Source organism: Hymenobacter sp. R533113, assembly GCF_056835965.1.
The window spans coordinates 132,590-157,584 of record NZ_JAKWBD010000001.1; the positions used below are offsets into that span (position 1 = coordinate 132,590).

The window sequence follows — 24,995 nt, forward strand, 5'->3', positions numbered from 1 at the left end:
CCCCCCACGGATTTTTCAGTCCACTTTAGTTGTTCAGAATTACCGACCCGCACCTTTCGCAACATGAAAAAAACCCACATTCTCGCCATCGCCGTAATTGCCATCGCTATTGGTATTATTATGAGCGCGGCCGGCGATGCCAGCGTCTATGTATCCTTTAAGGAAGCGCGTGAGCGCGCCGCCGAGGGCAACATGACCAAAGTACACGTAGTGGGCCGTCTGCCCCGCGACAATCAGAAGAACATCACGGGCCTGGAGTATAACCCCACGCTCGACCCTAACTACTTCGCTTTCACGTTGGTAGATACGAATCGAATTGCGCAGCGGGTGATTTATTTTAACCCAAAGCCCCAGGATTTCGATAAGTCGGAGCAGGTGGTAATTACTGGCGCTATGCGCAACGACATTTTCGTCGCCGACAAAATCCTGCTGAAGTGCCCCTCCAAATACGTGGAGACGGAAGTGAAAGGCGCAACAGCTGCTGTTAATTAAGGACTAGACGAATGGGTAAAGAACAAGCAGATTTGTGGGCTGAGAATGCACAAGTGCGTTTCTGGCTGCGCGTTTTCGTTGTTCAGATTCTCATTCTTCATTTTCCATTCCTTACTGAATCTGCGGCCGCGCAAGTCGCAAACGATGACATTGAGCGGCGCCTCGTGTTGAAGGCCGAGCAAACCTTGGCATCAAACACCACTAACTGCACCGTGCAGTGGCCATGCGTAGATGAGGCGCTAACAGGCAAGCGCATCAAGTACCACAACGACCAGTGGTTTGAGTTTACGCCAAAAGCTGCGGGCCGCTATTTCGCGAACATTGGGGGGCAAAAATGCCGCGATACGCGTGGGGTGCAGCTAGTGGTAATGACCGGCGAGCCGTGTCAGCCCAGTACCTACCAGATAATATCCTGCACCTCCCTAGGGACTCAGGATGATGTGTTTGTGACACTAAATAGCCTGAAAGCGGGCCAGCGCTACTTGCTCAACGTGGACGGCTACCTAAACGACTTCTGCTCTTTTGCTCTAACAGTAAGCACGACACCAAAAGGTTTGCCGGTAGCTGAACCAACGGATGCCGAGGCGGTTTTTACTCCGACGCAACTCGTAACCTTGAACTGGACCTTGCCCGATTCTACAACCACTACCCGAAGCCGTATTCTGCGGCGTGAGGCGCGCCAGAAGCAGGCTACGGCGGTAGGTGAGCAATCGGTGGTGCGCACTGTGTACGGCGGTCAGCAAGCCGACTATGTTATTACTGATACGTTGCCCGGTCCCGGACGGTATCATTATCAGGTAATCACTGCCGCCACCGATGGGCAGCCGCCCGTGGTAGTAAGCAGCCGTTGGGTGACGTGGATGGGTCCAAAGGTTAAGCGCAACGTGTACGAAGCCTTTTTGCCGCTGCAAGGTCAATCATCCTCGGCCGCTAAGGCAGCATCTTCCGCAGTAAGTGCAGAACGGCGCGGTCATCAGGCTCGAATGAAAAAGCTTATCCACTCGCGCCGCAAAGCAAACTAACGATTGGGCTCTGACCGGCTAATTCCTGTCAGCAGCCCCTACATTATACCCGATAACCATGCTTAATACTTTCATCGGCGACCTCGGACACTTAAGTGTCATTATAGCGTTTGTGGCCGCCACCGTAGCGGCCTATGCCTATTACATGGCTACCAACCGTCGGCCCCTAGGTGAGGACGACACTGACTGGCGCCGCTTGGGCCGGGGGGCTTTTTTAGTGCACGGCGTGGCGGTGCTATCCATTATCGGCTGCTTGTTTAGCCTGATTTATGGCCACCGCTACGAGTATTACTACGTTTGGAGCCACTCCAGCAACCATTTGCCGGTGTACTACATGATTTCCTGCTTCTGGGAAGGGCAGGAGGGCAGCTTCCTGCTCTGGATATTCTGGCAAGTAGTGCTGGGCCTGGCCATCATTCGCTTTAACAGAAAGTGGGAAGCCCCCGTGATGACCGTGTTTGCCGGCGTGCAGCTCTTCCTGACCTCCATGATCTTGGGCGTCGTAATCGGTGAGCTCAAAATCGGCTCGTCGCCGTTTATTCTGCTGCGCGACTTCCTCGTCGATCTGCCCGTCTGGAAAACTGACCCCAACTTCGTGCCCAAAGACGGTACTGGCCTGAACCCCCTGCTCCAGAACTACTGGATGGTGATTCACCCGCCCACACTCTTCCTGGGCTTCGCGCTTACGCTCGTGCCATTCGCTTTTGCCATTGCCGGCCTATGGAAAGGGGAGTTAAGCAAGTGGGTGAAGCCCGCTTTGCCCTGGACCTTGCTTGGCGCTTTGGTGCTGGGCGTGGGTGTGATGATGGGTGCTTACTGGGCTTACGAAACCCTGAACTTCGGGGGCTACTGGAACTGGGACCCAGTTGAAAATGCCGTGTACATTCCTTGGCTGGTGCTGGTAGCCTCCATCCACGGCATGATTCTGTGGAAGCGGAGCCGTTTGGGCCTGCGCACCTCTTTCGTGCTGGTTATTGCCTCCTTCCTGCTCATTCTGTACGCTACCTTCCTGACCCGTAGCGGTGTGTTGGGCAATGCGTCCGTGCACTCCTTCACCGACCTGGGCCTGTCGGGCCAGCTGCTGATTTACATGGGCTTCTTCTTTGTGGTGGCCATCAGCATGCTGGTGTGGCGCTGGAAGAGCATCCCGATTTCTGAGAAAGAGCTGACTACCTATAACGCTGAGCTGTGGGTATTTGTAGGGGCTACGGTGTTGTGCCTCGGCGCTTTCCAGGTACTGGTAACTACGAGCATTCCCGTTTATAATGCTTTCCTGGGCTTTCTGGGCATCAAATCCAACCTGGCCCTGCCCGCCGACCAGATTGCGCACTACACCAAGATTCAGCTGTATATCGGCGTAGGCGTAGCCTTACTTTCAGGCTTGGCGCAGGTGATGTGGTGGCAGAAAAACGACAAGCAAAGCCTGACGAACTCCTTGGCCGTGCCCGGTATCCTAACCCTGCTGGGCGCGGCGCTGGTTATTCTGCTGGTGCGCTATAACAAGCTGCAGATGAGCCCAACCTATATTTTGCTACTCACGGCGGCCCTGTTTGGAGTGCTGGCCAACCTGGGTATGCTGCTAAATCTAATCATGCGACGGGTGAGCTTGTCGGGTGGAGCTGTGGCTCACATTGGCGTGGCGCTGATGCTGTTGGGTATTCTGGCTTCGGCCGGCTACTCCAATATTATTTCCGCAAACGTGTCGGGTCTGGTGTATTCGCGCGAATTTCCGGAGGAGATAAACCGCGACAATGTACTACTCTGGCGCAACGACACCGCGCCGATGGGCAAGTACGATGTGAGCTATACCGGACAGTATTTTGAAGTGCCCGGCCTGCCCGACTACGTCAATAAAGAGTTGATTTACCGCACTGATGATGAGTACAAGGTCATTGCGCGGGGCGACATAAAAATCAAGGACAAGACGTATTACAAGACCGGCGATACGCTCGAAATCCTGCCTGAGAATACCTACTACCGCGTCGAGTACAAAGACCGTGAAACGCAGGAGGCTTTCACGCTTTTCCCGCGGGCACAGGTAAACGAGGAGATGGGCCTGCTGGCCTCACCGGCGCTCAAGCAGTTCGTTGACCACGACATTTACTCGCACATCAGCACCGTGCCCGACCCGAGCAAGGAGAAAGACTGGACCGAGGTAAAAGAGCACGAGATTACCGTAGGCGACACGATTTTCCTGAATGATTACTTCGCGGTGCTCCGCGCCATCGAGCCGGCTCATCAAACGGCTGGCCTGGGCCTGAAGCCCGGCGACTTAGCCATCCAAGGCGATTTTATCGTGCATGGGGAGAAGAAAAAATACCACGTGCACCCTATGTTTGTAGTGCGCGACCGGCTTATCGGCCGGGTACCCGATGAGGTGGAAGACCTGGGCCTGCGTCTGTCTTTCATCAACGTAGATCCTGAAAAGGGCAAGTTTACCTTCGGCGTGAGCACTACGGCCAAGGATTATATTATCCTGAAAGCGATGGAGAAGCCTTTCATCAACCTGCTCTGGAGCGGCACGCTGCTCATGACAATCGGCTTCGGTATGGCCTTCACGAAGCGCCGCCGCGAGTTGCGCGAAAATACCCCCAGCCCGTTCCCGCAGGCGCAAGCACCGTTAAGAAGACTCCCGCGCCGCGCCGCGCAGAGTCGGTAGCGTAGGAAGAGGTTGGATTTAAAGCGCTTGCAGTAAACTAAATTGATGACCTAGTAAAGAAGCCCTTCAGAACTTATCTGGGGGGCTTTTTTGTGAAGTTGAAGAGCTATTTCTGAATACTACTGCGCTTCACAGTTATTTAGCTATCGATCTAGTTCAACTACTGGTTTGTTGTGAGTAACCAGCTAATCGGTAGGGCCAGATTAAAGAATTAAGCACTTTCTTGCGCCCGATGAGTACCCTTCAGCCAACATTTGCCCCCCAGCGTATTGCCTTGCTTGGCGCGGGCCGCGTAGCCAGTCAGTTAGGCCCTGCGTTGATAGAAGCGGGCCACCTGGTCGTCTCGGTTTGGAGCCGAACGGCTGCCAGCGCCCAAAGCTTAGCCGCTAAGCTACCCGGCGCGGTTGCTAGCACCGGCCTCGATTTTGCCCCCCAGCCGCCCGCTGATCTTTATCTGCTATCGGTGCCCGACGCGGCGGTGCCGGTGGTGCTGGCTGCCGCTAACTTTCCGGCTGGTGCCTTGGTGGTCCACACTGCTGGTGCTTTACCACTGGCTCTTTTTGAAGCCTACCCCAAGGTGCGGGGGGCGTTTTTTACCCGTTGCAAACGTTCAGCCCCGGCCGCGTGATTGATTGGTCGGCCGTGCCGCTTTGTATTGAAGCTGCCAATGAAGCCGGGTTAGCCGTGCTTCTGAGCTTAGCACACAGTTTGAGCAAAATGGTACAGCCGGTTGCTACCATTCAGCGCCAGCATCTGCACGTAGCGGCCGTATTTGCCAGCAACTTCACTAATCACCTGTTGGGCATCAGTCACGCCCTGCTAACGGAGGCACACCTGCCCTTTGATCTGCTGGCACCCTTACTGCGCGAAACTGTGGAAAAAGCGTTGGCTGCACCACCTTTCAGCGTGCAAACCGGGCCCGCTGCCCGCCGCGACGCGCCCACGCTGGCCCGCCACCAGGCTGAGCTAGCTGCTCACCCCACGTGGTTAACTTTATATAAGTCGCTGAGCGACAGTATTCAGCAGCAATTGCCCCCCACGATACCAAACAACGGAGCGAGGTTCTAGCTTTGATTCGGGACCAGTGGTGCGTACCTTCGTGCCCGCAATTGCCCCCAAGAACCCTACTTTGTGAACACCGTTAACATCACCTTCCAGTTTCAGGATGGCCAGCCCACGCAGACTCACGTGGCAGCCCAAGGCGAGTCGGTGCTGGACGTGGCCCTCAACAACGATATTCAGCTCCAGCACAACTGCGGCGGTGTATGCGGTTGCAGCACCTGCCATGTGTACGTGCTGCAAGGCGAAGATGAACTACCCGAGATTTCTGATAAAGAAGAGGATTTCATCGACCGCGCCGTAAACCCACGCATCAACTCCCGGCTGGCCTGCCAGTGCGTAGTGCAGGCCGAGGGCAACGATCTGGTTATCCTTATCCCACCCCAGGATTTCCTGGGTCACTAAGGCTACTTTTGAAAGGTGGGAATGAAAGAGTCAGCAAGCTGGAAACTGCGTTAAGTCAGTTCTAACTAGATTCTTCTCTTCTCCACTCGCACACTTTCGTCTATTCAATTTCTGACCTTTCCAACGTCCAGCTATGAATCATTTCGAGCCCCCTATTCAGTGGAGCGACCACGAGGATATCGCCATTGCTCTCTACGAAAAGTTTGGCAATGACTTTACGGAGGCAAAAATTTACCGCATCCGCTTCACCGAGCTGCTGGAATGGGTACTCACATTGCCTAACTTCGAGGGCAACCGCGAACAAGCCAACGAAGGCCACCTAGAGCAGATTCAGGCCAAGTGGGTGTACGAATGGCGTGATAATCAATAGATACTTTATATGGTTAAATGGCTGGGGGTTAAATGGCTGCTTGTTCTTGTTTTAGCAACTCGTTAAACAAGCAGCCATTTAACCTCCAGCCATTTAACCATTCTTATTTTTACAATGGATACAACCATTACTCCTTCTAAGTTGCTTGCTATTCAGGCCTTTATCCTTGATGTAGACGGCGTACTTACCGATGGCACCCTGCTGGCCCTGAACTCGGGTGAGCAGGCGCGGGCCTTTCACATCCGCGATGGTTACGCTATTCGCTATGCCCTCACCAAAGGCTACCGCATCGTGGTTATTTCGGGCAGGGAGGAGGAGGGCGTCCGCAGGCGCCTGGAGTCGTTGGACGTGCGCGACATCTACTTGGGCGTGGATGATAAGATGAAGATTTTTAACACCTACATCAACTTGCACCGCCTCGACCCGGCTCACATTGCCTATATGGGCGACGACCGCCCCGACGTAGAAGTAATGCGCCGCTGCGCCATAGCCGCCTGCCCCGCCGACGCCGCTGCCGACGTGCGCGAAATCAGTAACTATGTGTCGGGGCTGCCCGGCGGCCACGGTGCCGTGCGCGAGTTGATCGAGGCAGTGATGCGGGCCCAGCAAACCTGGTAGTGTCTGGTAATGCAGGCGTTACGGCTGAGTAAGTAGATAATTTCTTAACCTCGACAGTGGGTTAATACAAGTTGTGTTTTTCCAAAATCCATTTATATTTACCCCATCATCCATTCAACCCATTTTTTATTTTTTGCATGAAAACAGGAACCGTAAAATTCTTTAATGAGTCGAAGGGCTACGGCTTCATTACAGATGACAATACGAAGGAGGACTTCTTCGTACATATTACCGGCCTTAACGGGGGCCAAGTCCAGCAAAACGACCGCGTAGAGTTCGAAACGCAGGAAGGCCGCAAAGGTGTAAACGCGGTAAACGTAAAGCGCGTGTAGGTTTCCTACCTGAATTTTACTTTCCAGAAAGCCTCTCCCTACACGGAGAGGCTTTCTTTTTGAACGTTTGGGGAAGATATTTGTCGGCTTACTTCGTGGGGGGCATTTTTATCCGGCCTCTCTGGTTTTTTATTTATGCTGCCTCCCGTCGCGTCCGCCGCATTTGCCTCTGCACCAGGAGGGACCACCGAGCCCCGAGGGTGGCGGCCGCTGCTGCGCTTGGTACGCCTGCCCAACCTGCTGCTCATGGCCCTGTGTCTGCTGCTGGTACGGGCCTGCTTACTCCAGTCGCCTCAACCGCTGCTCACCCTCTCGTTTGGCCTACTTATCCTGGCTTCTTTGTGTGTAGCGGCCGCGGGCTATATTATCAATGACTATTACGATGTCAAGATTGACAGCATCAACCGACCCGGTCGGCTGGTAGTAGGGCGTATCATCAACCGGCGCCATGCCATGATGGCGCACTTAGTCCTGACAGGTATAGGCTTATTGGTGGCGGGAGCTTTGTCGCCGCTGCTGGGATTGGTGCATCTGGGGTCGGCGCTGCTGCTGTGGGGGTATTCGGCCCGATTCAAGCGGTTGCCGCTGGTGGGCAACGTCAGTATTGCAACGCTTACGGGCGCTTTGGTGCTGCTGCCGGAGCTGCAATTGCGCACTGGCCATTCGGCGGTGTGGGTGTACGCATTGGCTGCTTTTCTGCTCACAGTAATACGCGAAATCATCAAGGATGTGGAAGATATGCGCGGCGATGCTGCACACAAATGCCTGACACTTCCTATTGTGTGGGGGGTAGCGCGCACCAAATGGATAACCGGCCTCTTCCTGCTCAACTTACTGGTGCTGATTGGCGCGGCCAGTGTGCAGGCCTTAGTAGTGGGGCAAACCCGCGGGCTGGGCTTATGGCTACTGCTGACTGTGTTAGTGCCATTATTAGGGCTGGGGTGGCGCTTATTGCGCGCCGATAGAAGGCTTCATTTTACGACGCTAAGTACTTGGTGCAAATGGATTATGCTGGCGGGTGTGCTGTCTATGCTGTGGGTAGCGGGCGGCAGCTAAAACAGTTTGGTTAGCTAAGCCGTTAGCGATGAAAACTGAATGGCATTTACTACCTTATCTGTGGGTTTGTGCTGCGGTTCGGTTTCCCCATCCTTTCTACCAAGCCATTTTATGCGCTTTCTCTACTCGTTGCTGACCCTAAGCGTGTTAGCTGCCCCCGGCGCCTTCGCCCAAGTAACTTCCACGCCCGACTCAGTCACCACCGCTCCGGCACCTGGCCTTAGCCAGCCGCGCAAATCTGCCTTTGCTCCGAGCGACAAGCCCAGCTTTATTCCGGTGCCGATAGCTTTTTATCAGCAGGAAACGGGCTTTGCGGCCGGGGCAGCCATTTTGCCGGTGTGGCGCTTCGGCACCGATACCACGGTGCGCAAGTCCAATGCCCGCCTCATTGCCTGGTTTAGCCAGGAAAAGCAGAGCACCCTGCAACTGACGCACACCATTTTTACACCCGGTGAAAAGCTTTTTCTATCCGGCGAGTTAAGCCGCTATGATCAAAAGCTGTTTTACTACGGTATTGGCAACGACAACAGGGAGGATGCCGAGTCGGATCTGGAGTTTAAGCTGATCGTTTTCGACGAGAAAGTAATGCCGCGCATCGCGCCCAATTTGTTCGTGGGCCTGCGCTACCGCCTTACTAGCCTCACCGATATTGAGGCGCCCGATAACGCCAAAGACGGCGGCCCCAACTTTTTCCTGCGTGATAACTTCCGCATTGACCCCCGCGAGCGGGAGAATACGCTGATATCGGGCATCGGTCCTTCGCTGCTCTATGATGGTCGCGACAATGTGCTGGCTACCTATAGCGGCAATTTTTTGGATGCCCATGTGCTGGTAAATGGTGGCGCGCTGGGTAGCGACTTTAAGTTTACGCGCTACCAGCTGGATGCCCGCCACTTTCAGCCTTTGTTTGGCTCTAATAATACGATTCTGGCCCTGCAATATCTCACTCAGCTCCATACCGGCGACGTGCCGTTTCGGGAAATGGGTGGCTTAGGGGCCAATTTGGGCGGTGCTATCTACAACAATGCGAGCCTGATGCGGGGACTTTATGAAACCCGCTTCCGCGACCGGCAGATGATGACCTTTCAGGCGGAAGTTCGTCAAAAGCTCTTCTGGCGCATCGATGCTGCTGCCTTCTTAGGCGCCGGTCAGGTAGGGTATAAGCTCTCAGATTACAGGTTTGATGGCACCAAGTTCGCCGGGGGCGCGGGCCTGCGCTTCCGCTTCAACCGCCGCGACCGTCTGAACATCCGCTTGGATTACGCTGGCGGCACCGATACGGCTCCTAGTATTTACTTCGCAGTAGGCGAGGCGTTCTAAGCCAGCTTTTCTGGTCAAACCCATCACAAAAAGCCCCCCAGCCGTCATTCGGCTGGGGGCTTTTTGTTTTATTTTAATTTAACTCAAAGCAAGCTCCCGCTACTCAGCGAAACGCAGCTGCAAGGAAGCCTCGGCGCAAAAACCATATTCCTATCCCAACGCGTATCTTCCGGCGCTACGGCTTGCTCTGGCCGTTTTTTGTTTTCGATATGCGCTTTTTATACTCCTGTTTGCTGGCTGGCTTTATAGCCGGTTCCGCCACCGCCCAAACAACACCCGCAACTCCCGATTCGGTTGTTGCCATCACTGAAAAAGCCCCCCAGCCTAAGCGCGACAAGCCCAGCTTTATACCTTTCCCCATCGTTTTCTCTCAGCCCGAAACCGGCCTCGGTTACGGCGCAGCCGTGCTGCCGGTATGGCGCTTCGGCACCGATACTACCGTGCGTAAGTCGAACGCTCGCCTCATTGCCTGGCGCACCCAGAAAAAGCAGAGCCTGGTTCAACTCTCCCACACCATTTTTACGCCCGGCGAGCGGTTTTTGCTTAGTGGCGAGCTGAGCTATTACTACAAATTTCCCATCAACTACTACGGCTTCGGCCCGAGTACAGATATTGATGATGCGTCGGTGATTGAGTATAAAGTGCTGATTTTTAATCAGCGGGTACTCAAAAAAATAGCCCCCAACCTGTTCGCTGGCTTCCAATATCGCCTCACCGACCTACGCGACGTGCAGGTGAACGCCGATATCAACGAGGGCAGCCCCACGGAGGAGCGTCCCAGCCGCCTCTATGAGCGCGATGCCCGCGAACGACAAAATACGCTCAGTTCCGGTCTCGGTCCATCTATCCTCTACGATGGCCGCGACAATGTGCTGAGCACTTTTCGGGGCAATTACCTGGAGCTGAGCAGCTATTTCAACGGCGGCCTGCTGGCTAGCGACTTTCGCTTCAGCCGCTTCCTGCTCGATGCCCGCCATTTTCAGCCGCTTACCAAAGACAACAAAACCATTCTGGCGACGCAGCTTGTGGGGCAGTTTCACACGGGCCGCGTGCCCTTCCGGGAACTGGCCAACCTAGGGGGTGAAAAAATACTGCGCGGCTACTACGAGGGCCGCTACCGCGACCGGCAACTGGTTGCCTTGCAGGCGGAGGTGCGCCGGCACTTGTTCTGGCGCTTCAATGGAGTAGTATTTGGTGGGGTGGGGCAGGTCGGAAACTCGCTTTCCTCGTTCGATGAAGGTGGGCTAAAGGCAACCGGCGGTGCCGGGCTGCGCTTTCAATTCAATCGCCAAGACCGCCTTAACGTCCGCTTCGATTATGGGGCGGGGCGGGGCGGCTCCTCCGGTTTCTACTTTAGCATTGGCGAAGCATTTTAATTTCCCTACTCAGGTTGACAGAATAAGGTAGTCGGATGTAATTTATATATCTGATTTCTAGCGTAATACCTCACTACTTCGCTGTTGCTCTAAACCATAAAAAACTGCGCCTGTTTAGTCTGCAAGTTCAACTGATGAAGCACAGCCTACCCGCCCGTTTTCATGCCGCCCAAGAGGCTACGGCCGCGCCTCCACGTATCCGGCTAGTGGCAGGGCCGCCGGCCGCTGAGCTGTTGGCTTCCGTTGTTATTCCGGCTAAAGACGAAGCCGAAAATCTGCCGTTGGCGTTGGCTGCTTTAGCTGCCCAGATCGATTTGCAGGGCCGGCCGCTGCCCCCACGCAGCTACGAGGTTATTGTATTAGCCAACAACTGTCACGACCAGACGGCGGCCGTGGCGCGGACGTTTGCCCGGCTTCACTCCCAGCTTGTCGTTCATGTGGTTACCATTACGCTTCCGTCCGCCCAGGCGCATGTAGGAACTGCCCGTCGCCTACTTATGGATGAAGCTTGTCATCGACTGGAGGCCGTAGGGCAGCCGATGGGCCTGATTGCCAGCACCGACGCCGATACGCAGGTCAGTAAGACTTGGCTTGCGGCTATTATGGCCGAAGCCGCTGCCGGGGTGGAGGCAGTCGGGGGCGTATTCTGACTACGCCTTCCGCCAGCCTCGAACCCTCGGTACGCCGCTATCACCTGCGCGATGCATCCTATCAGCTATTACGCGCCCAATTAGAGCATTTGCTCGATCCTGATGCAGCCGACCCCTGGCCGCGTCACCACCAACACTTTGGCGCGAGCCTGGCGCTTACGGCTCGGGCTTACCGCCGTGTGGGCGGGCTGCCAGCCGTCAGTTTTCTGGAAGATGAAGCCCTCGTACGGGCCCTGCGCCGCCACGATATCAGCGTGCGCCACAGTCCGCAGGTGCGCGTGTTTACCTCTGATCGGCAGGAGGGTAGGGTGGCTGTGGGCCTCTCGTGGCAGCTGCGCGTGTGGGCCACCATGAGCGAAGAGCAGCACGAGCCCCTGGTGGAAAGCGGCCCGTACTTATTTGCTCTATGGCAGGCCCGGCAAGCGTTGCGCATGCATTGGCAGGCTAGCCGCACTAGTCTGCCCGCCGCCATTGGAAATCATGGCTTTAGCAATGCGCTGGCAGCTACACTGCACGTGCCGGTAGTAGGGTTGATGAAAGCGTTTTATCGGGTCTCCACCTTTGGAGAGCTATGGGAATGGGTGCAGGCGCAGCAACACAAAACAATGCGGTGGGCCCGCCGGTGGCCGTTGGTGCCCTTGGGCCAGGCCCGCGGTGAGCTACGCCAACTTATAGGGCAGCTGGGGGGCTAAATTTTCTCTAGCAAGTCCAGCCGGTACTGCTCATAGCGTTGGCCGTGGAGGTGGCGCAAGGGGCCGTTGGCTAGGCTCTTCTGCAAAAAGAAAGCGTGTACCTCGTCCCCAGTGAGCGGGTAATCATGCACGGGTGGGGTCCAATGCACCAGCAATAATTGCCCCCCAGGTGCTAATCCATCCACTATCTGGTCAGCGGCACGCAGCAAATCGGCTGACGACCAGTAATAGCCGACTTCCGACACCACAATCAAATCGAAGGCAGCCGGTGCCGGAAATTCTTCGGGTACGCGTAGAAGTTGGAACTCAACCTGCGGTAAGTGCGCGCACCGCTGGCGGGCACGTAGCAAGGGCGCTTCCGCAACATCTACCGCCAGCAAATGCCCGCACCGGGCCGCTAACTGCTCGGTAAGCACGCCTAGGGAGCAGCCAATTTCGAAGGCCCGCGCATACTGTGAATGGGGCAGCGCGGCCAGCGTGGTAGCGTATTTCTCCCGCTCGTACGTGCTGGTTTCAAATTCCCACGGGTCCTCTTTAGCCCGATACACGTCATCGAAGTAGGCGGGTGGCAGGCTGTTGGGTTGATTTGGGTTCATAACAACGCAGAATTACTCCCTGATTTAAATTCGAGGTATACTTCAAATGGCTGGGCAAAGTGGGCCAACATAGCCGGCGAAAGTTGAAAGCCACTGGGGTCGTCATCAATCAGATCGGTAAGCTGGGAGCGGTGGGCAGCAATGCCTTGCTGTTTTTGCTCCAGGACCGAAGTAATATCCAGCCGCCAGCCTTCCACCTCCCCGGGCTGAGGCAAATCGGCGGGCGTGGCCCGCTCCCATGCCCACACTACGTATTCCAGGAGACGCGGTGGGGCAGTCAGCTGGGCTAACGCGGCCCGCACCAGCTGACTGGTAGCGCGGTGGTCGGGGTGCGGGTCGCGCCGCCAGGGAGCCACTACCGTAGTGGGAGAGAATTGACTGAAATACAGCCGTAGCTGCTCCACGGCCGCTTCGAAGCCTGCTGCGCCCGTTGTTGGCACGTTGCCATCGGGCAGGCCCAAGTAGTGCGGAGCCGTTGTGATGCCCAAGGTAACTAACGCCGCTTCAAACTCCGCTTCCCGTAATTGCCGACGAGCTGCCGGTGGGTATTTCCGCGAGTTGGGGTGCGACATGGTGCCATCCGTTATAAGAATGGCCATAACTGGCACTCGTGCCTTACGCAAAAGGGCCAGCAAGCCGCCGCACCCCAATGACTCATCATCGGGGTGGGGGGCAATGACTATCGTAGGGCCTAGCTGGGGGGCAAATTCTGCCGGGCGCAGCGGCTGCTCAGCAAAAGAGAACGGCGAGGTTTCTGACATGACTGAGGCGGCAACCTGCGCTACTATTGCCAGAGGCGGTGAGCGGGTTCCGTTTGAGTTAACGCAAAACGGCCGGCATCCGCGATGGCTGCATCGGGGGCGGGCTGGCGCAGATAGTGGGTCAGGTCGCGGTGGAGGCGCTCAAACGGCTCGGGCCGAAGCAGACCGCGGGCCCCCACGCAGCGCTCCGCTAGTTGCAGCACACGTAGGCAGATATCCTCAATGGCCGTGCGCACCAGGTTGGCATACGCCACGGTAGCCGTGGCCTCCGCCGCGGCCGTAGGGCGAGTGGCGTGGTCGGCGGCGCCGCGCAGCCACAGGTTACCGCCTTCCACTAGCCCCGCCAACTCGCCCAGGCGCATTTGCTGATACGGGTCGTCAGTTCGGCTAAGTTCCTGTAAAAAGCGTCTGGTTTCGTTGAAAACCGCCTCCGCCGCGCCCAGCTGCACCGCCGCAAACCGAATGGCACCCCCGCTGAAATCAGGCTGACGGTAATAGTCGCCGGGCTGGCCTACCAGGTCCTCCGCCCTGATTTCCAAGTCCGTCAAATCGACCCGAAAGCTAGCGGTGGCCCGCATGCCCAGCGGCCGCCAGAAGCTGGCGTCGAGCGTGGGGGGCATTTTGTCGGTTGGTAGAATAAACAGCTGCCAGCCGCCGTCGGGCAAAGCACCCGTGATAAGGGGGCGCGTCACATGGCCCGCACCCGAGCCAAAAGTTTTACTGCCCGCCAGCCGAAAAAGCCCCCCAGCCAGTGGCTCCAGCCGCACACCATCGTGGGCCTGCGTATTCCAGACGCCGAATAGGTGGCCAGCGTGGGCATCGGCCGCCCAGCGGCTGGCTTGTTTGGGCTGGGCGTAGCGCTGCATTAGTTGCAAGGCGTTTACGTGGCCTTCGTACACCCGCCCAACCGCTAGGTTGCCGCGGCCGATGTGCTTCAGGGTTCGAAGCAACGTCAGAGTGTGGGTGGGCAAGTGCAAATCGGCGCCACCCAACGCTTCGCTTAGAGGGGCCGTGAGCAGAGCCGCTTCGCGCAGCCACTCAAATTCCGCCACCGGAAAACTGCCTTCCTGATCCGACGCCGGGGCTTGCGCCGCCAAGCGAGGCACTAGCCGGGCGGCAGCCTCCTCGGGGGCCAGTGAGCCAGCCGGAGCCGCTATAACTGGCAAAACACGCTCTGTAACCTGTTCAACTTGCATACGCAACAGTGAGGTAGAATTAGCTCAACTTTGATAAGCGGGCATAGGTTTAGGTTTTATTGAAAAAGGCAGTTGCAGAAATCCAGCAGTGATATAGAAAGGCCTTATCATAATTCCGTACCCGAAAGAATTTGGTGGGGGCAAAGGCAGAGGCCTACCTTCGTACTGTCATTCTTTCAGCCCAAGCCCCTGTATTATGCCTTCTCAGCCAATTCGCTCCGCGCTTATTTCCGTGTATTACAAAGACCGTTTGGAGCCGCTGGTGGCGGTGTTGAAGCAACACGGCGTGAAACTGTACTCGACGGGTGGAACGCAGCAGTTTTTGGAGGAGCAAGGCGCCGAAGTAACGGCGGTAGAAAGCCTGACTGGGTTTCCCGCCGTATTTGGTGGCCGCGTCAAAACCCTGCATCCGAAGGTGTTCGGCGGTATTTTGCAGCGGCGCCACGAAGCCAGTGATACCAAAGAAGCGGAGCAACACGAAATTCCGCCCATCGATCTGGTGATAGTGGACCTGTACCCATTCGAGGAAACCGTGGCTTCGGGCGCGCCGGAGGCCGACGTGATTGAGAAAATTGACATTGGCGGCATTTCCCTGCTTCGGGCCGCCGCGAAAAACTTCCGCGACGTGCTCGTGGTCAGCGGCCGCGACCAGTACGAGGCCGTAGCCGCGCTGCTCACGGAGAAAAACGGCGCCACTGATCCGGAAGACCGTCGGCAGTACGCCGCCGCCGCTTTCGCCGCCACCTCGCACTACGACACCCAGATTTTTAATTACGTGAGCCAGGAAACGGACCTGGGGGGCAAATCTTTGCGCGTAAGTCAGCAGCCGGCCACGCCCCTGCGCTACGGCGAAAATCCCCACCAGGCGGGCACCTTCTACGGCGACTTGTCGACACTCTTTGACCAGTTGCATGGCAAGCAGCTTAGCTACAACAACTTAGTAGACGTAGATGCCGCTGTGGCTCTCATGGCTGAATTTGAGGACAGCCAGCCAGCTTGCGCTATTCTCAAACACACCAATGCCTGCGGCGTGGCCCAAGCCAACACGCTCCACGATGCCTACCTGCAAGCCCTGGCCTGCGACCCGGTTTCAGCCTTCGGCGGCGTACTCATTGTAAATAAACCTGTGGATGAGGCCACGGCGGAAGAGCTAAACAAGCTTTTCTTTGAGGTGCTTATTGCACCGGAGTTTGGTGAGGCGGCGCTGCCCATCCTGCAAAGCAAGAAAAACCGCATTCTGCTGCGCCAGAAACCAGTAAATTTCCCCCCAAGCAAATCAAAACGCTGCTTAACGGCATTATAGCGCAGGATTTTGACCGTCAGACCGAAACCGCCGCTGACTTCAAGGTCGTTACCAACTCGGCCCCGACAGCCGAAGAAACTGAGGCGCTGGTATTCGCGGCCAAAGTTTGCAAGCACACCAAGAGTAATACGATTGTGCTGGCGCGGCGCGGCCAGCTGCTGGCTTCCGGCGTAGGCCAAACCTCACGAGTAGATGCTCTAAAACAGGCCATTGAGAAGGCCAAAGCGTTCGGCTTCGACCTGCACGGCGCCGTCATGGCCTCCGACGCCTTCTTCCCCTTCCCCGACTGCGTGGAGATTGCCGGTCAGGCGGGCATCCGAGCGGTGGTACAACCCGGTGGCTCCATCAAAGACCAGGACAGCATTGCCGCCTGCGACCAGCTCGGCATGGCCATGGTCATGACGGGCGTACGGCATTTCAAGCATTAAAGACTTGAAATATAGAGGGTGACGCAAAAAAGTTTGCGTCACCCTCTAACTAGGCAGCACTATACTATTGTGAATGCTGGGGGGCATTTCTGCCACAATTCCGGCGCTCTTTTTTTGTTAAAGGGCCTGTTTAACTACGGAGTACCGTAATTTTTACTGGTAGCGCTTCGGTCAAACTTGCGTACTTTTGCCCCCTATTTGCGTGGCGCAACCCGCGCATTATCTTCTAATTGCCGTAAAATCAATGGGTTTTTTTAACTTCCTCACCAGCGATATCGCCATTGACCTGGGAACGGCCAATACCCTCATCATTCACAACGACAAAATCGTGGTGGATGAGCCGAGCATCATCGCTAAAGACCGCACAACCAATAAAGTAATTGCCGTGGGCCGGCAAGCGCAGCAAATGCACGAAAAGACCCACGACAATATTCGCACCATTCGGCCTTTGAAGGACGGCGTAATTGCCGACTTCCACGCCGCCGAGGAAATGATTAAGGGCATGATTAAGATGATTGACACGCGCAATCGTCTGTTTCAGCCCTCGCACCGCATGGTAATCTGTATTCCCTCGGGTATTACAGAAGTAGAAAAACGCGCTGTGCGCGACTCCGCCGAGCACGCCGGCGCCAAAGAAGTCTGGATGATTCAGGAGCCGATGGCCGCCGCAATCGGTATCGGTATTGATGTGGAGCAGCCCGTGGGCTCCATGATTATTGACATCGGTGGTGGCACCACCGAAATCGCGGTTATTGCCCTTTCCGGTATCGTCTGCGACCAATCAATCAAGACGGCCGGCGACGTATTCAATCAGGATATTCTGGATTACATGCGCCGGCAGCACAATCTGCTGATTGGTGAGCGCTCAGCCGAGAAAATTAAAATTGAAGTAGGTGCCGCCCTCACTGAGCTGGACGTTACGCCTCCCGACTACGAAATCCGGGGTCGTGACCTGATGACGGGTATTCCGAAGGTAATCAAAGTGACTTCTTCCGAAATTGCTATTGCCCTGGATAAGTCGGTGGCCAAAATTGAGGAAGCAGTGCTGAAAGCCCTGGAAATTAGCCCCCCAGAGCTGTCAGCCGACATTTACGACAACGGCATTCACCTGACCGGCGGCGGTGCGCTACTCCGTGGCCTCGATAAGCGCCTGGCAGCCAAAACCAAGCTCGCCATTCACATTGCTGACGATCCACTGCGCGCCGTGGTGCGCGGTACAGGCGCCACAATTAAAAATTTGCAGGGCTTCCGTAGTGTTCTGCTCTCGTAAAGAATAAGTGAATGGGTGAATGAGTGGATGGGTGATTGCTCTACGTTTGAGCAACAGGCCTTTTTCTCATTTACTCATTCACCCATTCACTCATTGACCCTCCGTGCGTAATCTTTTCACCTTCATTTTCCGCTACCGGGGCATCCTGGTGTTCGGGCTATTGGAGGTGTTAAGTTTGTATCTATTGATTCGAAACAGCTCGTACCAGCGGGCTGCTTTCTTCAATTCAGCCAACACCTACGCCGGGCGGGTGCTGGAAATGCGCACCCAAGTGCTCGATTACTTTCGGCTGGTTGACGTAAACCGGGGCCTGGTGGCCGAGAATGCCGCCTTGCGCCAGCAATTGTATCGCCCCGACCTCGCGGGCCGCCTGCCCGATAGTCTCGCGCCCGTTGAGCCCCTGCGTCCGGCCCGCCGCGATTCTATCTTACTGGGTTTACGCCAATTGCCCGCCACCGACCCTGATTATCCGCTCATTCCAGCCCGTGTGATAAGCAATACCCGTCGACGGGTTGATAATTATCTGACAATTAATGCCGGCACCCGCGAGGGCGTGCGGCCGGGAATGGGCCTGCTATCGGCCGATGGCGTAGTGGGTCGAGTAAAAGTAGCCAGCGAGCATTATGCTACGGCCACATCCGTATTGCATTCCAAAACGGTTATTTCAGCCAAGATAAAGCGCGACGGTACCGAAGGCGGCATCAAGTGGCTGGGCGACGACGCCGCTCACGTGCTCCTCGACCAGATTCCGCGGCAGAATGAGCTGGTACGCGGCGACACCGTCCTGACTTCCGGCTACAATGCCGTATTCCCAGAGGGGGTAATGATTGGTACAATTGACGCCTTTAGTAAGGAGCCAGACAAGGATTTCTGGACCATACGGGTGCGGCTGGCCGTTGATTTTTCGCGCCTGACTTATGTGTATGTGGTGAATAGCCGTCCCAAAGCGGAGCGTGACACGCTGCAAATGCGGGCCGGAGCTAAGCCCGAGGAAGAAGAGGAGATTCAGAAGCCATGAGAGCAGCCGGCGGATTCGTACTACACCTGATTTTGCTGGTTCTGTACGTGCTGCTGCACGTACTGGTGGCTAGTAAGTTGGTGCTGTTTGATCTGGGCTGGTGCTTTTTCTACCTCGGATTTTTGTTGTTTTTGCCTATTACTACACCTATCGTAGTGCAATTGCTCCTGGGTTTTGCGGTAGGCATCACTATGGATATTTTCTACGATACGGGCGGGGTGCATGCTGCTGCCGCTGTGCTAGTTATGTATTTGAGACCCTGGGTATTGCGCTTGCTCACGCCCCGTGATGGTTATGATGCCGCCGATGCCGTGAACGTGCACCAAATGGGGTGGCAGTGGTTCCTCGTGTATATGGCTTTGCTAGTAAGTATTCACCACTTAGCATTTTTTCTGTTGGAGCTGGGTAGTTTTCAGATTATTGGTGTTACGCTGATTAAAGTGGTAGTAAGCACCTTATTCACGGGCATCACACTGCTGATTGTGCAGTTGCTGTTTTTTCCGTCGCGCCGAAGTAATAGGTAGGAGTTGAGGGATGGCCACTTGTCTTACAGACTAAACAGTGAGCCTGTGTGTTGTGTACCTTTGTAAACCCAGATACTAGGCTGGGGGCTTTTTATTCAGTTTCATTCGCTTTGCAATACCTTGAAGGTCGTAAGTATGTGGTGCAGACCATTTTCGTGGTCGTGGCCCTACTGTTTGCGGCGCGCTTATTCTATATCCAGGTGCTCGATGGCAGTTATAAGCTGGCCGCCGACCGCAACTCCTTGCAGCGCATCGTGCAGGTACCCTACCGGGGCCTCATCTTCGATCGCAACGGGCAGCTGATAGTACAGAATACGCCGGTGTACGACCTGATGGTAGTGCCGCGCGAAATAAAACAGCTCGATACCGTTCGCCTCTGCGAGCTTCTTCAGCTGCCCGTCGAGGAGTTCCGCCTCGCTTTATCGGCTGCTAAAAGCTATTCGCGGGTAAAGGCCTCGCCTTTACTACAAAACCTAAGCACGCCCGAGTTGGCTGCTATTCAGGATAACCTGATCGATTTTCCGGGTTTCAGCATCAAGGCCCACATGGCCCGCTCCTACAAAACCGAAAACCTGGCGCACGCCCTGGGTTACGTGGGAGCTATTACTCCTAAGCTGCTAGAAAGCCCTAAGTACATCAAATACATTGCGGGTGATAATCTGGGAATCACAGGCTTAGAGTCTTTTTACGAGAAAACGCTAATGGGACGGCGCGGGGTGCAATACCGCATGGTGAACGTGCGCGGTATTGAGAAAGGCGCCTTCCGGGGAGGCGAATTTGACACCCTCTCAGTCGCTGGCTTAGATCTACACACCAGTATTGACAGCGAACTGCAGCAGTACGGCGAAATGCTCATGGCCCAAAAGCGGGGCTCGATCGTAGCTCTTGACCCCAAAACGGGCGAAATTCTCGCTTTCGTATCGGCCCCGAACTTTGAGCCGGCTCGGCTCAGCGGCAAGGGCATGGGCAACCGCTACATGGACCTGCTCAATAATCCTGAGCGGCCCCTTTTCAACCGGCCCCTGATGGCAACTTACCCGCCGGGCTCGGTATTTAAGCTGGTAAATGAGCTGGTGGCCTTGCAAATGGGAGTGGTTACCCCTTACACAAATTTTCCCTGCAATCAACGGCTGGTAAAATGCACCCACCGCCACGAGCCGCCCACCAATGTGGGCATCGCCATTAAGCAGAGCTGCAACCCGTATTTCTACCAAGTGATGCGCACGGCCATTATGCGCGGGCGCTCCAGCAACCCCAAGGAAGACGCCCGCCTGGGCCTGGCTGAGTGGCGCCGACAGGTAATGTCATTCGGGCTGGGCCAGCAGCTAGGCGTAGATCTGGGCTCGGAGCGCAAGGGCTCTATTCCATCGCCGGAACTGTACGATAAGATGTACGGCCGCCACGGCTGGAACTTCCGCACGATTTACTCTTTAAGCATCGGCCAGGGCGAAATCGGAATTACGGGTCTGCAAATGGCTAATATCATGGCTACTATTGCCAACCGCGGCTATTATTACACGCCTCATTTCGTGCGAGGTATTGGTCAGGATGGCCCGTTGCCGGAGTATCGGGAGCGCCATTATACAAATATTGCCCCCCAGCATTTCGCTGCTATTATTCCGGGTATGCAGGCGGTGGTAGATGGCCGTGGCGGCACCGGTAATCTGGCTAGTCTGGCGCAGTTTGGCATTTCGGTGGCGGGCAAAACCGGGACCGTGCAAAATGCCCACGGTCCCGACCACGCCACCTTCGCGGCCTTCGCACCCGCCGAAAATCCTCAAATCGCCATTGCCGTATTTATCGAAAATGCCGGCTTCGGCGGCACCTCCGCCGCCCCGATGGCTGCGCTGATGATCGAGAAATACCTGCGCGGCAAAGTGGAGCGCACACAGTGGGAAGCCTGGTTGGAGGGCGACGCTTCCAAGTTTATCAAGAAAAAGCACTGAGAGACGCCGCGCTTAATGAGGAATGGAGAATTTCGTTCTACCAGCCACTTCCTCATTCTTCATTCCTCTTTCTTCATTCAAAAAATGCCCTCCTCACCCGCCAGATACAGTCGCAGCCTTGATTGGGTAACCATCGGTATTTATGCCCTGATGGTGGGCTTGGGCTGGCTCAACGTGTACGCCGCCAGCTACTCACCCGATGCGCCTGCCGGCTTCGATGGCCAGAGCTTTCAGGAGCTGATGGCCAACAACTGGTTTAAACAAATCATCTGGATCGGAACGGCCATGGTGCTGATGGTCATTTTGGTGGTAGTCGATTATAAGGCGTACGATACGTTCGCCTATGTTTTCTACGCCGTGGTGGTCTTGCTGCTGCTCGTAACGCTGTTTGTTGCGCGGCCAATTGCAGGTTCCCGGTCGTGGCTGGAGCTGGGGCCAGTACGCTTGCAGCCGGCCGAGTTTGCCAAATTTGCCACTGCTCTGGCCGTATCACGCTTTATGGCCGGCATTAACCTGCGTCATCAGAACTGGCGCGACCAGGCAGTGCTGGCCGGGATGACCCTGTTACCGCCTCTGCTCATTATTGCCTCCAACGAAACCGGCCAGGCGCTCGTGTTCGGCGCGTTTCTGCTGGCCTACTTTCGCGAAGGAATGTCGCCGCTCATTCTCATCATTCTGGCCGCCGCGGGTGTCATTCTGATTCTGGCTTTGCTAATTCCCAAGCTCTGGCTCATTGGGGGAATCACCCTCATTCTGGGGGGCGTTTTCCTGGTCAATTCGCGGGTGATGCGCCACCATTTGCCCTTGGCCTTAGGCGTGTGGGCGGTAGTAGTCGGGATGGTATTTGGGGTTGACTTCTTCTTTAATCAGGTGCTCCAGCCGCACCAGCGCAAGCGCATTGAAGTACTCATCAACCCGTCGGCCGACCCGCTGGGCGTAGGCTGGAACGTAACCCAATCCAAGATTGCCATCGGCTCGGGTGGTTTGATGGGCAAAGGCTTTCTGGAAGGTACCCAAACCAAGTTCGACTTTGTGCCCGAACAAAGTACTGACTTCATCTTCTGCACTGTAGGCGAGGAGTGGGGCTGGATGGGCAGCCTGGTGGTAATTATCCTGTTCATGGCCCTGCTGATGCGCCTGGTGTACATAGCCGAGCGCCAGAAATCCGTATTTGGGCGCACCTACGGCTACTGCGTAGCCAGTATTTTCTTCTTCCACTTTGCCGTCAACGTGGGCATGACCATCGGTTTGGCGCCGGTAGTCGGTATTCCGCTGCCGCTGTTCAGCTACGGCGGCTCCTCGCTTTGGTCATTCACCATTCTGCTGTTTATCATGCTGGCCATTGATGCCTACCGCAAGCAGGATTTGGTGCGCTAAATATGAGCCATAGAGCTATGTAAATAGCCGTGCAGGGCACAAAAAAGCCCCCCAGCAAGTCGCCGGGGGCTTTTTTGTGCTTCTCTAAGCAAACTTTCGGTCGATGAGCTTAAGGAGCCGGCTGACGTGCTCTTCCTTACGCGTCCAGTCATATTTGGCCGACAGGTCCTGAGTCACGTAGCGTTTGGCCGATTCAGGATCATTGAAGGTATCAAGGTGCTGGATAGCATTATGATACTCCATATTTTCCCCATTAAACAACTCGTTGATAAAGCCAAAACGCTGATTAATGGAAATGGCCTCGCGCAGTGATTCCACTTTGGGGGGCTTCTCTGCCAGCGTAGCCCCGGCTTTTTCCGGCCGGAGCGTTTCGCTGAGCGGAGCAGCAGCAGAGCGTTCCGCTTTTAGCTTTTCGTAGAGAGGTACGCTGGTCGGGCCGGCTTCCGTGAGCGGACGACGGGACGCTACGGTCGGCTCATAAGCCGGCTTGGGTTCGGGCGCTGGTGCTGGCGTAGGTACGAAAGCGGGTGTGGGCACAAACGTAGGTGCCGCTACTGATGGCTGGGGGGCATTTTGTGCCGGGACAGGCGTCGGTATTGCTGCAACCGGTGCAGCTACCGGCTCCGGTGTATGTGCAGCAGGCTCGCTAGCGCGCACAGGCTCTGCAACTTGCATGGGTTCTGGCTTAGGCTCCGGCTGCGGCTGAACCGGACGAGGTGCTTCCGCAATGGGCGGCGCAGGTGTGCTCACGGGACCATCGGCCCATAAATCAGCCTCGGTGAGCGGGAGCAAAGCGCTGAACTCTGCTACCAGCTTTTCCATCAACTGGTGACCTTTATACGTAGCCTCCTGGTGCAGCCGGAAGCGCTCCAGCAGAAAATCGCGCTCCAGTGGCGCCTCTGGCGAGAGGCTGTCGATGAACTCCGCGAACAAACCCTTATTCAAATCCAGATAGCGCAACGCATCGCGCAGTTGGGTGGCCGTTGCGGTTGGTTGGTCGCCCAGCAGCTTTTCCTCAAAAGTCAGCACCGGATCGGCCACTACGCCGAGCGTGTCGGCAACAGCACGAGCTAATAATGGCTCGAAAGCTCCCCGCGTTAGCCGGATGCGGCGCGAAAGCGTGTTCATAAATTGGGTGAGCGCCTGCCGTACGTCGGGAGCCTCAAAGTCGAAATAGGGGCTGCGCAACCGAGCCATTTCGGCGGTCCATTGCGCCAACAATTGCTGCACTACTAACAGATTTACCTGCCGGATAGGAGTGAAGCGCAGTACCGCCGGGCCATCGAGGGTGGCGGTGGGCTGGGGGCCAAAATGCTGGTCGCAGAGGTGAGCGGCCAGCCGGCGGCCGTAGTGTTCGCGCTTGGCGTGGCTATATTTGTCCTTCATTTTAGATCCTGATTCAATCGGCAATTTAAGGAAAGATGCCTAGTCTGACCGTGCAAAACTTGCCGGACGCTGTAGTTTCGGTGCCCGCTGGCTCCACCTTGCTGGCTGCCCTGCATGCCGCCGGCCACGACTGGATGCACGCCTGTGGCGGCAAAGGTCGCTGCACCACCTGCCGTTTGGAGGTGCTTAGCGGCGCGGAAAACCTAACGCCGGATACGGAGGCAGAATTGCGTTATCGTCGGGCCGGTCGTTTGCTGCCCCACGAACGGCTCACGTGTCAAGCTCGCTTACCTGAGGGCGAACTTACGGCCCGTGTGCCGGAAGCTACCAAACTGCCGCACGTAACGTACGCGAAGTAGCGCGCAAATCCGTTCCGTGCTACTGGCGAAACCGTTACTTTAGAGGTTTAAAGTAAAGCCACGCCACGCGCGGCTGTCTTATATAAAAGTCCCTATGTTTCTAGAACCCCGCGTCGGCACCAACCGCGAGGCCCCTCGCCGGGGCTGGATCGAGGTAGTGTGCGGCTCCATGTTTTCGGGCAAAACGGAGGAGTTGATTCGCCGCCTCAACCGGGCCACCATTGCCCGGCAGCGCGTTGAAATTTTCAAGCCCGCTATTGATACTCGCTACCACGACCATGACGTGGTGTCGCACAATGCGAACAGCATCCGCTCGACGCCCGTGGCTTTGGCGCAGGAAATTCTGCTCATGACCAGTGGCTGCGATGTAGTCGGCATCGACGAGGCGCAGTTTTTCGACGAGTCGCTGGTGGAAGTGTGCGTGCAGCTTGCCAACCGGGGTACCCGCGTCATTGTCGCCGGCCTCGATATGGATTATGCCGGTAAGCCCTTCGGTCCGGTGCCCGCTCTCATGGCCGTGGCCGAATACGTAACCAAAGTACACGCCGTGTGCATGTGCTGCGGCGAGCTGGCCTCGTATTCGTTCCGTATTGCGGCCTCTAAGGATAAAATTTTGCTGGGCGAAACCGACTCCTACGAAGCACGCTGCCGGCCCTGCTTTTTAGAGGGAATGAAAGAAAAAACCTCTTCAGCTCGCGTTACCGCCAGCCACGATTCCTTATAGCACGAAGCTAAAGGTAGTGCAGCCACATACGTGGCCTGGGGGGCTTTTTGCAGCGG

At 56.1% G+C, this 24,995-nt stretch carries 25 protein-coding genes and 1 pseudogene; 22 read left to right on the plus strand and 4 right to left on the minus strand.

What is annotated here, in order from left to right:
• The first annotated feature begins 63 nt into the window (after positions 1-63).
• From MKZ35_RS00555 to MKZ35_RS00620, 14 genes are all read left to right on the plus strand, one after another.
• Positions 64-492, plus strand: coding sequence for a cytochrome c maturation protein CcmE domain-containing protein (locus tag MKZ35_RS00555; protein ID WP_482511283.1), 429 nt, complete (start codon positions 64-66; stop codon positions 490-492).
• Positions 493-503: 11 nt separating this feature from the next.
• Positions 504-1,514 carry a hypothetical protein gene (locus tag MKZ35_RS00560; protein WP_482511284.1) on the plus strand — a complete coding sequence of 337 codons (1,011 nt, stop codon included), beginning with the start codon at positions 504-506 and terminating at the stop codon, positions 1,512-1,514.
• Positions 1,515-1,572: 58 nt separating this feature from the next.
• Positions 1,573-4,173, plus strand: coding sequence for a cytochrome c biogenesis protein CcsA (gene ccsA, locus MKZ35_RS00565; protein ID WP_482511285.1), 2,601 nt, complete (start codon positions 1,573-1,575; stop codon positions 4,171-4,173).
• Positions 4,174-4,405: 232 nt separating this feature from the next.
• Positions 4,406-4,801, plus strand: a complete 396-nt coding sequence (locus tag MKZ35_RS00570) for an NAD(P)-binding domain-containing protein (protein ID WP_482511286.1) — start codon at positions 4,406-4,408, stop codon at positions 4,799-4,801.
• On the plus strand, positions 4,798-5,241 hold the full coding sequence (locus tag MKZ35_RS00575) for a DUF2520 domain-containing protein (protein ID WP_482511287.1): 444 nt from the start codon (positions 4,798-4,800) through the stop codon (positions 5,239-5,241). Before MKZ35_RS00570 ends, MKZ35_RS00575 begins: the two co-directional genes overlap by 4 nt.
• Positions 5,242-5,304: 63 nt before the next feature.
• Positions 5,305-5,637 carry a 2Fe-2S iron-sulfur cluster-binding protein gene (locus MKZ35_RS00580; protein ID WP_482511288.1) on the plus strand — a complete coding sequence of 111 codons (333 nt, stop codon included), beginning with the start codon at positions 5,305-5,307 and terminating at the stop codon, positions 5,635-5,637.
• 133 nt (positions 5,638-5,770) lie between these two features.
• On the plus strand, positions 5,771-6,007 hold the full coding sequence (gene iscX / locus MKZ35_RS00585) for a Fe-S cluster assembly protein IscX (protein ID WP_482511289.1): 237 nt from the start codon (positions 5,771-5,773) through the stop codon (positions 6,005-6,007).
• Positions 6,008-6,121: 114 nt separating this feature from the next.
• Positions 6,122-6,625 carry a KdsC family phosphatase gene (locus MKZ35_RS00590; RefSeq protein ID WP_482511290.1) on the plus strand — a complete coding sequence of 168 codons (504 nt, stop codon included), beginning with the start codon at positions 6,122-6,124 and terminating at the stop codon, positions 6,623-6,625.
• 137 nt (positions 6,626-6,762) lie between these two features.
• The gene (locus MKZ35_RS00595) at positions 6,763-6,957 is read left to right on the plus strand and encodes a cold-shock protein (protein WP_084444074.1); all 195 of its coding nucleotides are present in this window, start codon (positions 6,763-6,765) and stop codon (positions 6,955-6,957) included.
• A 135-nt stretch (positions 6,958-7,092) separates the two neighbouring features.
• A complete protein-coding gene (locus tag MKZ35_RS00600) occupies positions 7,093-8,013 on the plus strand; it encodes a geranylgeranylglycerol-phosphate geranylgeranyltransferase (protein ID WP_482511291.1) in 921 nt (306 codons plus the stop codon).
• A gap of 111 nt (positions 8,014-8,124) precedes the next feature.
• On the plus strand, positions 8,125-9,333 hold the full coding sequence (locus MKZ35_RS00605) for a BamA/TamA family outer membrane protein (protein WP_482511292.1): 1,209 nt from the start codon (positions 8,125-8,127) through the stop codon (positions 9,331-9,333).
• A 209-nt stretch (positions 9,334-9,542) separates the two neighbouring features.
• Positions 9,543-10,709, plus strand: a complete 1,167-nt coding sequence (locus tag MKZ35_RS00610) for a BamA/TamA family outer membrane protein (RefSeq protein ID WP_482511293.1) — start codon at positions 9,543-9,545, stop codon at positions 10,707-10,709.
• A gap of 134 nt (positions 10,710-10,843) precedes the next feature.
• Positions 10,844-11,359, plus strand: coding sequence for a glycosyltransferase family 2 protein (locus MKZ35_RS00615; RefSeq protein WP_482511294.1), 516 nt, complete (start codon positions 10,844-10,846; stop codon positions 11,357-11,359).
• A complete protein-coding gene (locus MKZ35_RS00620) occupies positions 11,296-12,051 on the plus strand; it encodes a hypothetical protein (protein ID WP_482511295.1) in 756 nt (251 codons plus the stop codon). Before MKZ35_RS00615 ends, MKZ35_RS00620 begins: the two co-directional genes overlap by 64 nt.
• On the opposite strand, the gene MKZ35_RS00625 is transcribed toward MKZ35_RS00620, so the two are convergent.
• The 3 genes from MKZ35_RS00625 to MKZ35_RS00635 are packed head-to-tail and all read right to left on the minus strand — an operon-like array spanning position 12,048 to position 14,604.
• Complete coding sequence (locus MKZ35_RS00625) at positions 12,048-12,647, minus strand: SAM-dependent methyltransferase (protein WP_482511296.1); 600 nt, start codon at positions 12,645-12,647, stop codon at positions 12,048-12,050. The two genes, MKZ35_RS00620 and MKZ35_RS00625, sit on opposite strands and share 4 nt — an antisense overlap.
• A complete protein-coding gene (locus MKZ35_RS00630) occupies positions 12,644-13,408 on the minus strand; it encodes a PIG-L deacetylase family protein (protein ID WP_482511297.1) in 765 nt (254 codons plus the stop codon). Before MKZ35_RS00630 ends, MKZ35_RS00625 begins: the two co-directional genes overlap by 4 nt.
• A 23-nt stretch (positions 13,409-13,431) precedes the next feature.
• On the minus strand, positions 13,432-14,604 hold the full coding sequence (locus tag MKZ35_RS00635; RefSeq protein WP_482511298.1) for an acyl-CoA dehydrogenase family protein: 1,173 nt from the start codon (positions 14,602-14,604) through the stop codon (positions 13,432-13,434).
• A gap of 196 nt (positions 14,605-14,800) precedes the next feature.
• On the opposite strand from MKZ35_RS00635, the pseudogene purH reads away from it, so the two are divergent.
• The 6 genes and pseudogenes from purH (at position 14,801) to rodA (ending at position 22,470) form a co-directional block, all read left to right on the plus strand.
• Positions 14,801-16,335: pseudogene (gene purH / locus MKZ35_RS00640) on the plus strand (bifunctional phosphoribosylaminoimidazolecarboxamide formyltransferase/IMP cyclohydrolase).
• A gap of 244 nt (positions 16,336-16,579) precedes the next feature.
• Positions 16,580-17,605 carry a rod shape-determining protein gene (locus MKZ35_RS00645; protein ID WP_482511299.1) on the plus strand — a complete coding sequence of 342 codons (1,026 nt, stop codon included), beginning with the start codon at positions 16,580-16,582 and terminating at the stop codon, positions 17,603-17,605.
• Between the two features lie 103 nt (positions 17,606-17,708).
• Complete coding sequence (gene mreC / locus MKZ35_RS00650; RefSeq protein WP_482511300.1) at positions 17,709-18,623, plus strand: rod shape-determining protein MreC; 915 nt, start codon at positions 17,709-17,711, stop codon at positions 18,621-18,623.
• The gene (locus tag MKZ35_RS00655) at positions 18,620-19,147 is read left to right on the plus strand and encodes a hypothetical protein (protein WP_482511301.1); all 528 of its coding nucleotides are present in this window, start codon (positions 18,620-18,622) and stop codon (positions 19,145-19,147) included. The genes mreC and MKZ35_RS00655 overlap by 4 nt, the downstream gene beginning before the upstream one ends.
• Positions 19,148-19,257: 110 nt before the next feature.
• On the plus strand, positions 19,258-21,093 hold the full coding sequence (mrdA, locus tag MKZ35_RS00660; protein WP_482511302.1) for a penicillin-binding protein 2: 1,836 nt from the start codon (positions 19,258-19,260) through the stop codon (positions 21,091-21,093).
• An 84-nt stretch (positions 21,094-21,177) separates the two neighbouring features.
• Positions 21,178-22,470 carry a rod shape-determining protein RodA gene (gene rodA / locus MKZ35_RS00665; RefSeq protein WP_482511303.1) on the plus strand — a complete coding sequence of 431 codons (1,293 nt, stop codon included), beginning with the start codon at positions 21,178-21,180 and terminating at the stop codon, positions 22,468-22,470.
• Between the two features lie 84 nt (positions 22,471-22,554).
• Here the strand turns inward: rodA and MKZ35_RS00670 are convergent, their stop codons facing one another.
• Positions 22,555-23,856, minus strand: coding sequence for a hypothetical protein (locus tag MKZ35_RS00670; protein WP_482511304.1), 1,302 nt, complete (start codon positions 23,854-23,856; stop codon positions 22,555-22,557).
• A gap of 35 nt (positions 23,857-23,891) precedes the next feature.
• Here MKZ35_RS00670 and MKZ35_RS00675 point away from each other — a divergent pair, with 35 nt between their 5' ends.
• Positions 23,892-24,215 (plus strand): 2Fe-2S iron-sulfur cluster-binding protein, encoded by a 324-nt coding sequence (locus MKZ35_RS00675; protein ID WP_482511305.1) that lies wholly within the window; start codon positions 23,892-23,894, stop codon positions 24,213-24,215.
• Positions 24,216-24,309: 94 nt separating this feature from the next.
• Positions 24,310-24,939 carry a thymidine kinase gene (locus MKZ35_RS00680; RefSeq protein WP_482511306.1) on the plus strand — a complete coding sequence of 210 codons (630 nt, stop codon included), beginning with the start codon at positions 24,310-24,312 and terminating at the stop codon, positions 24,937-24,939.
• The last annotated feature ends 56 nt before the right edge of the window (positions 24,940-24,995 follow it).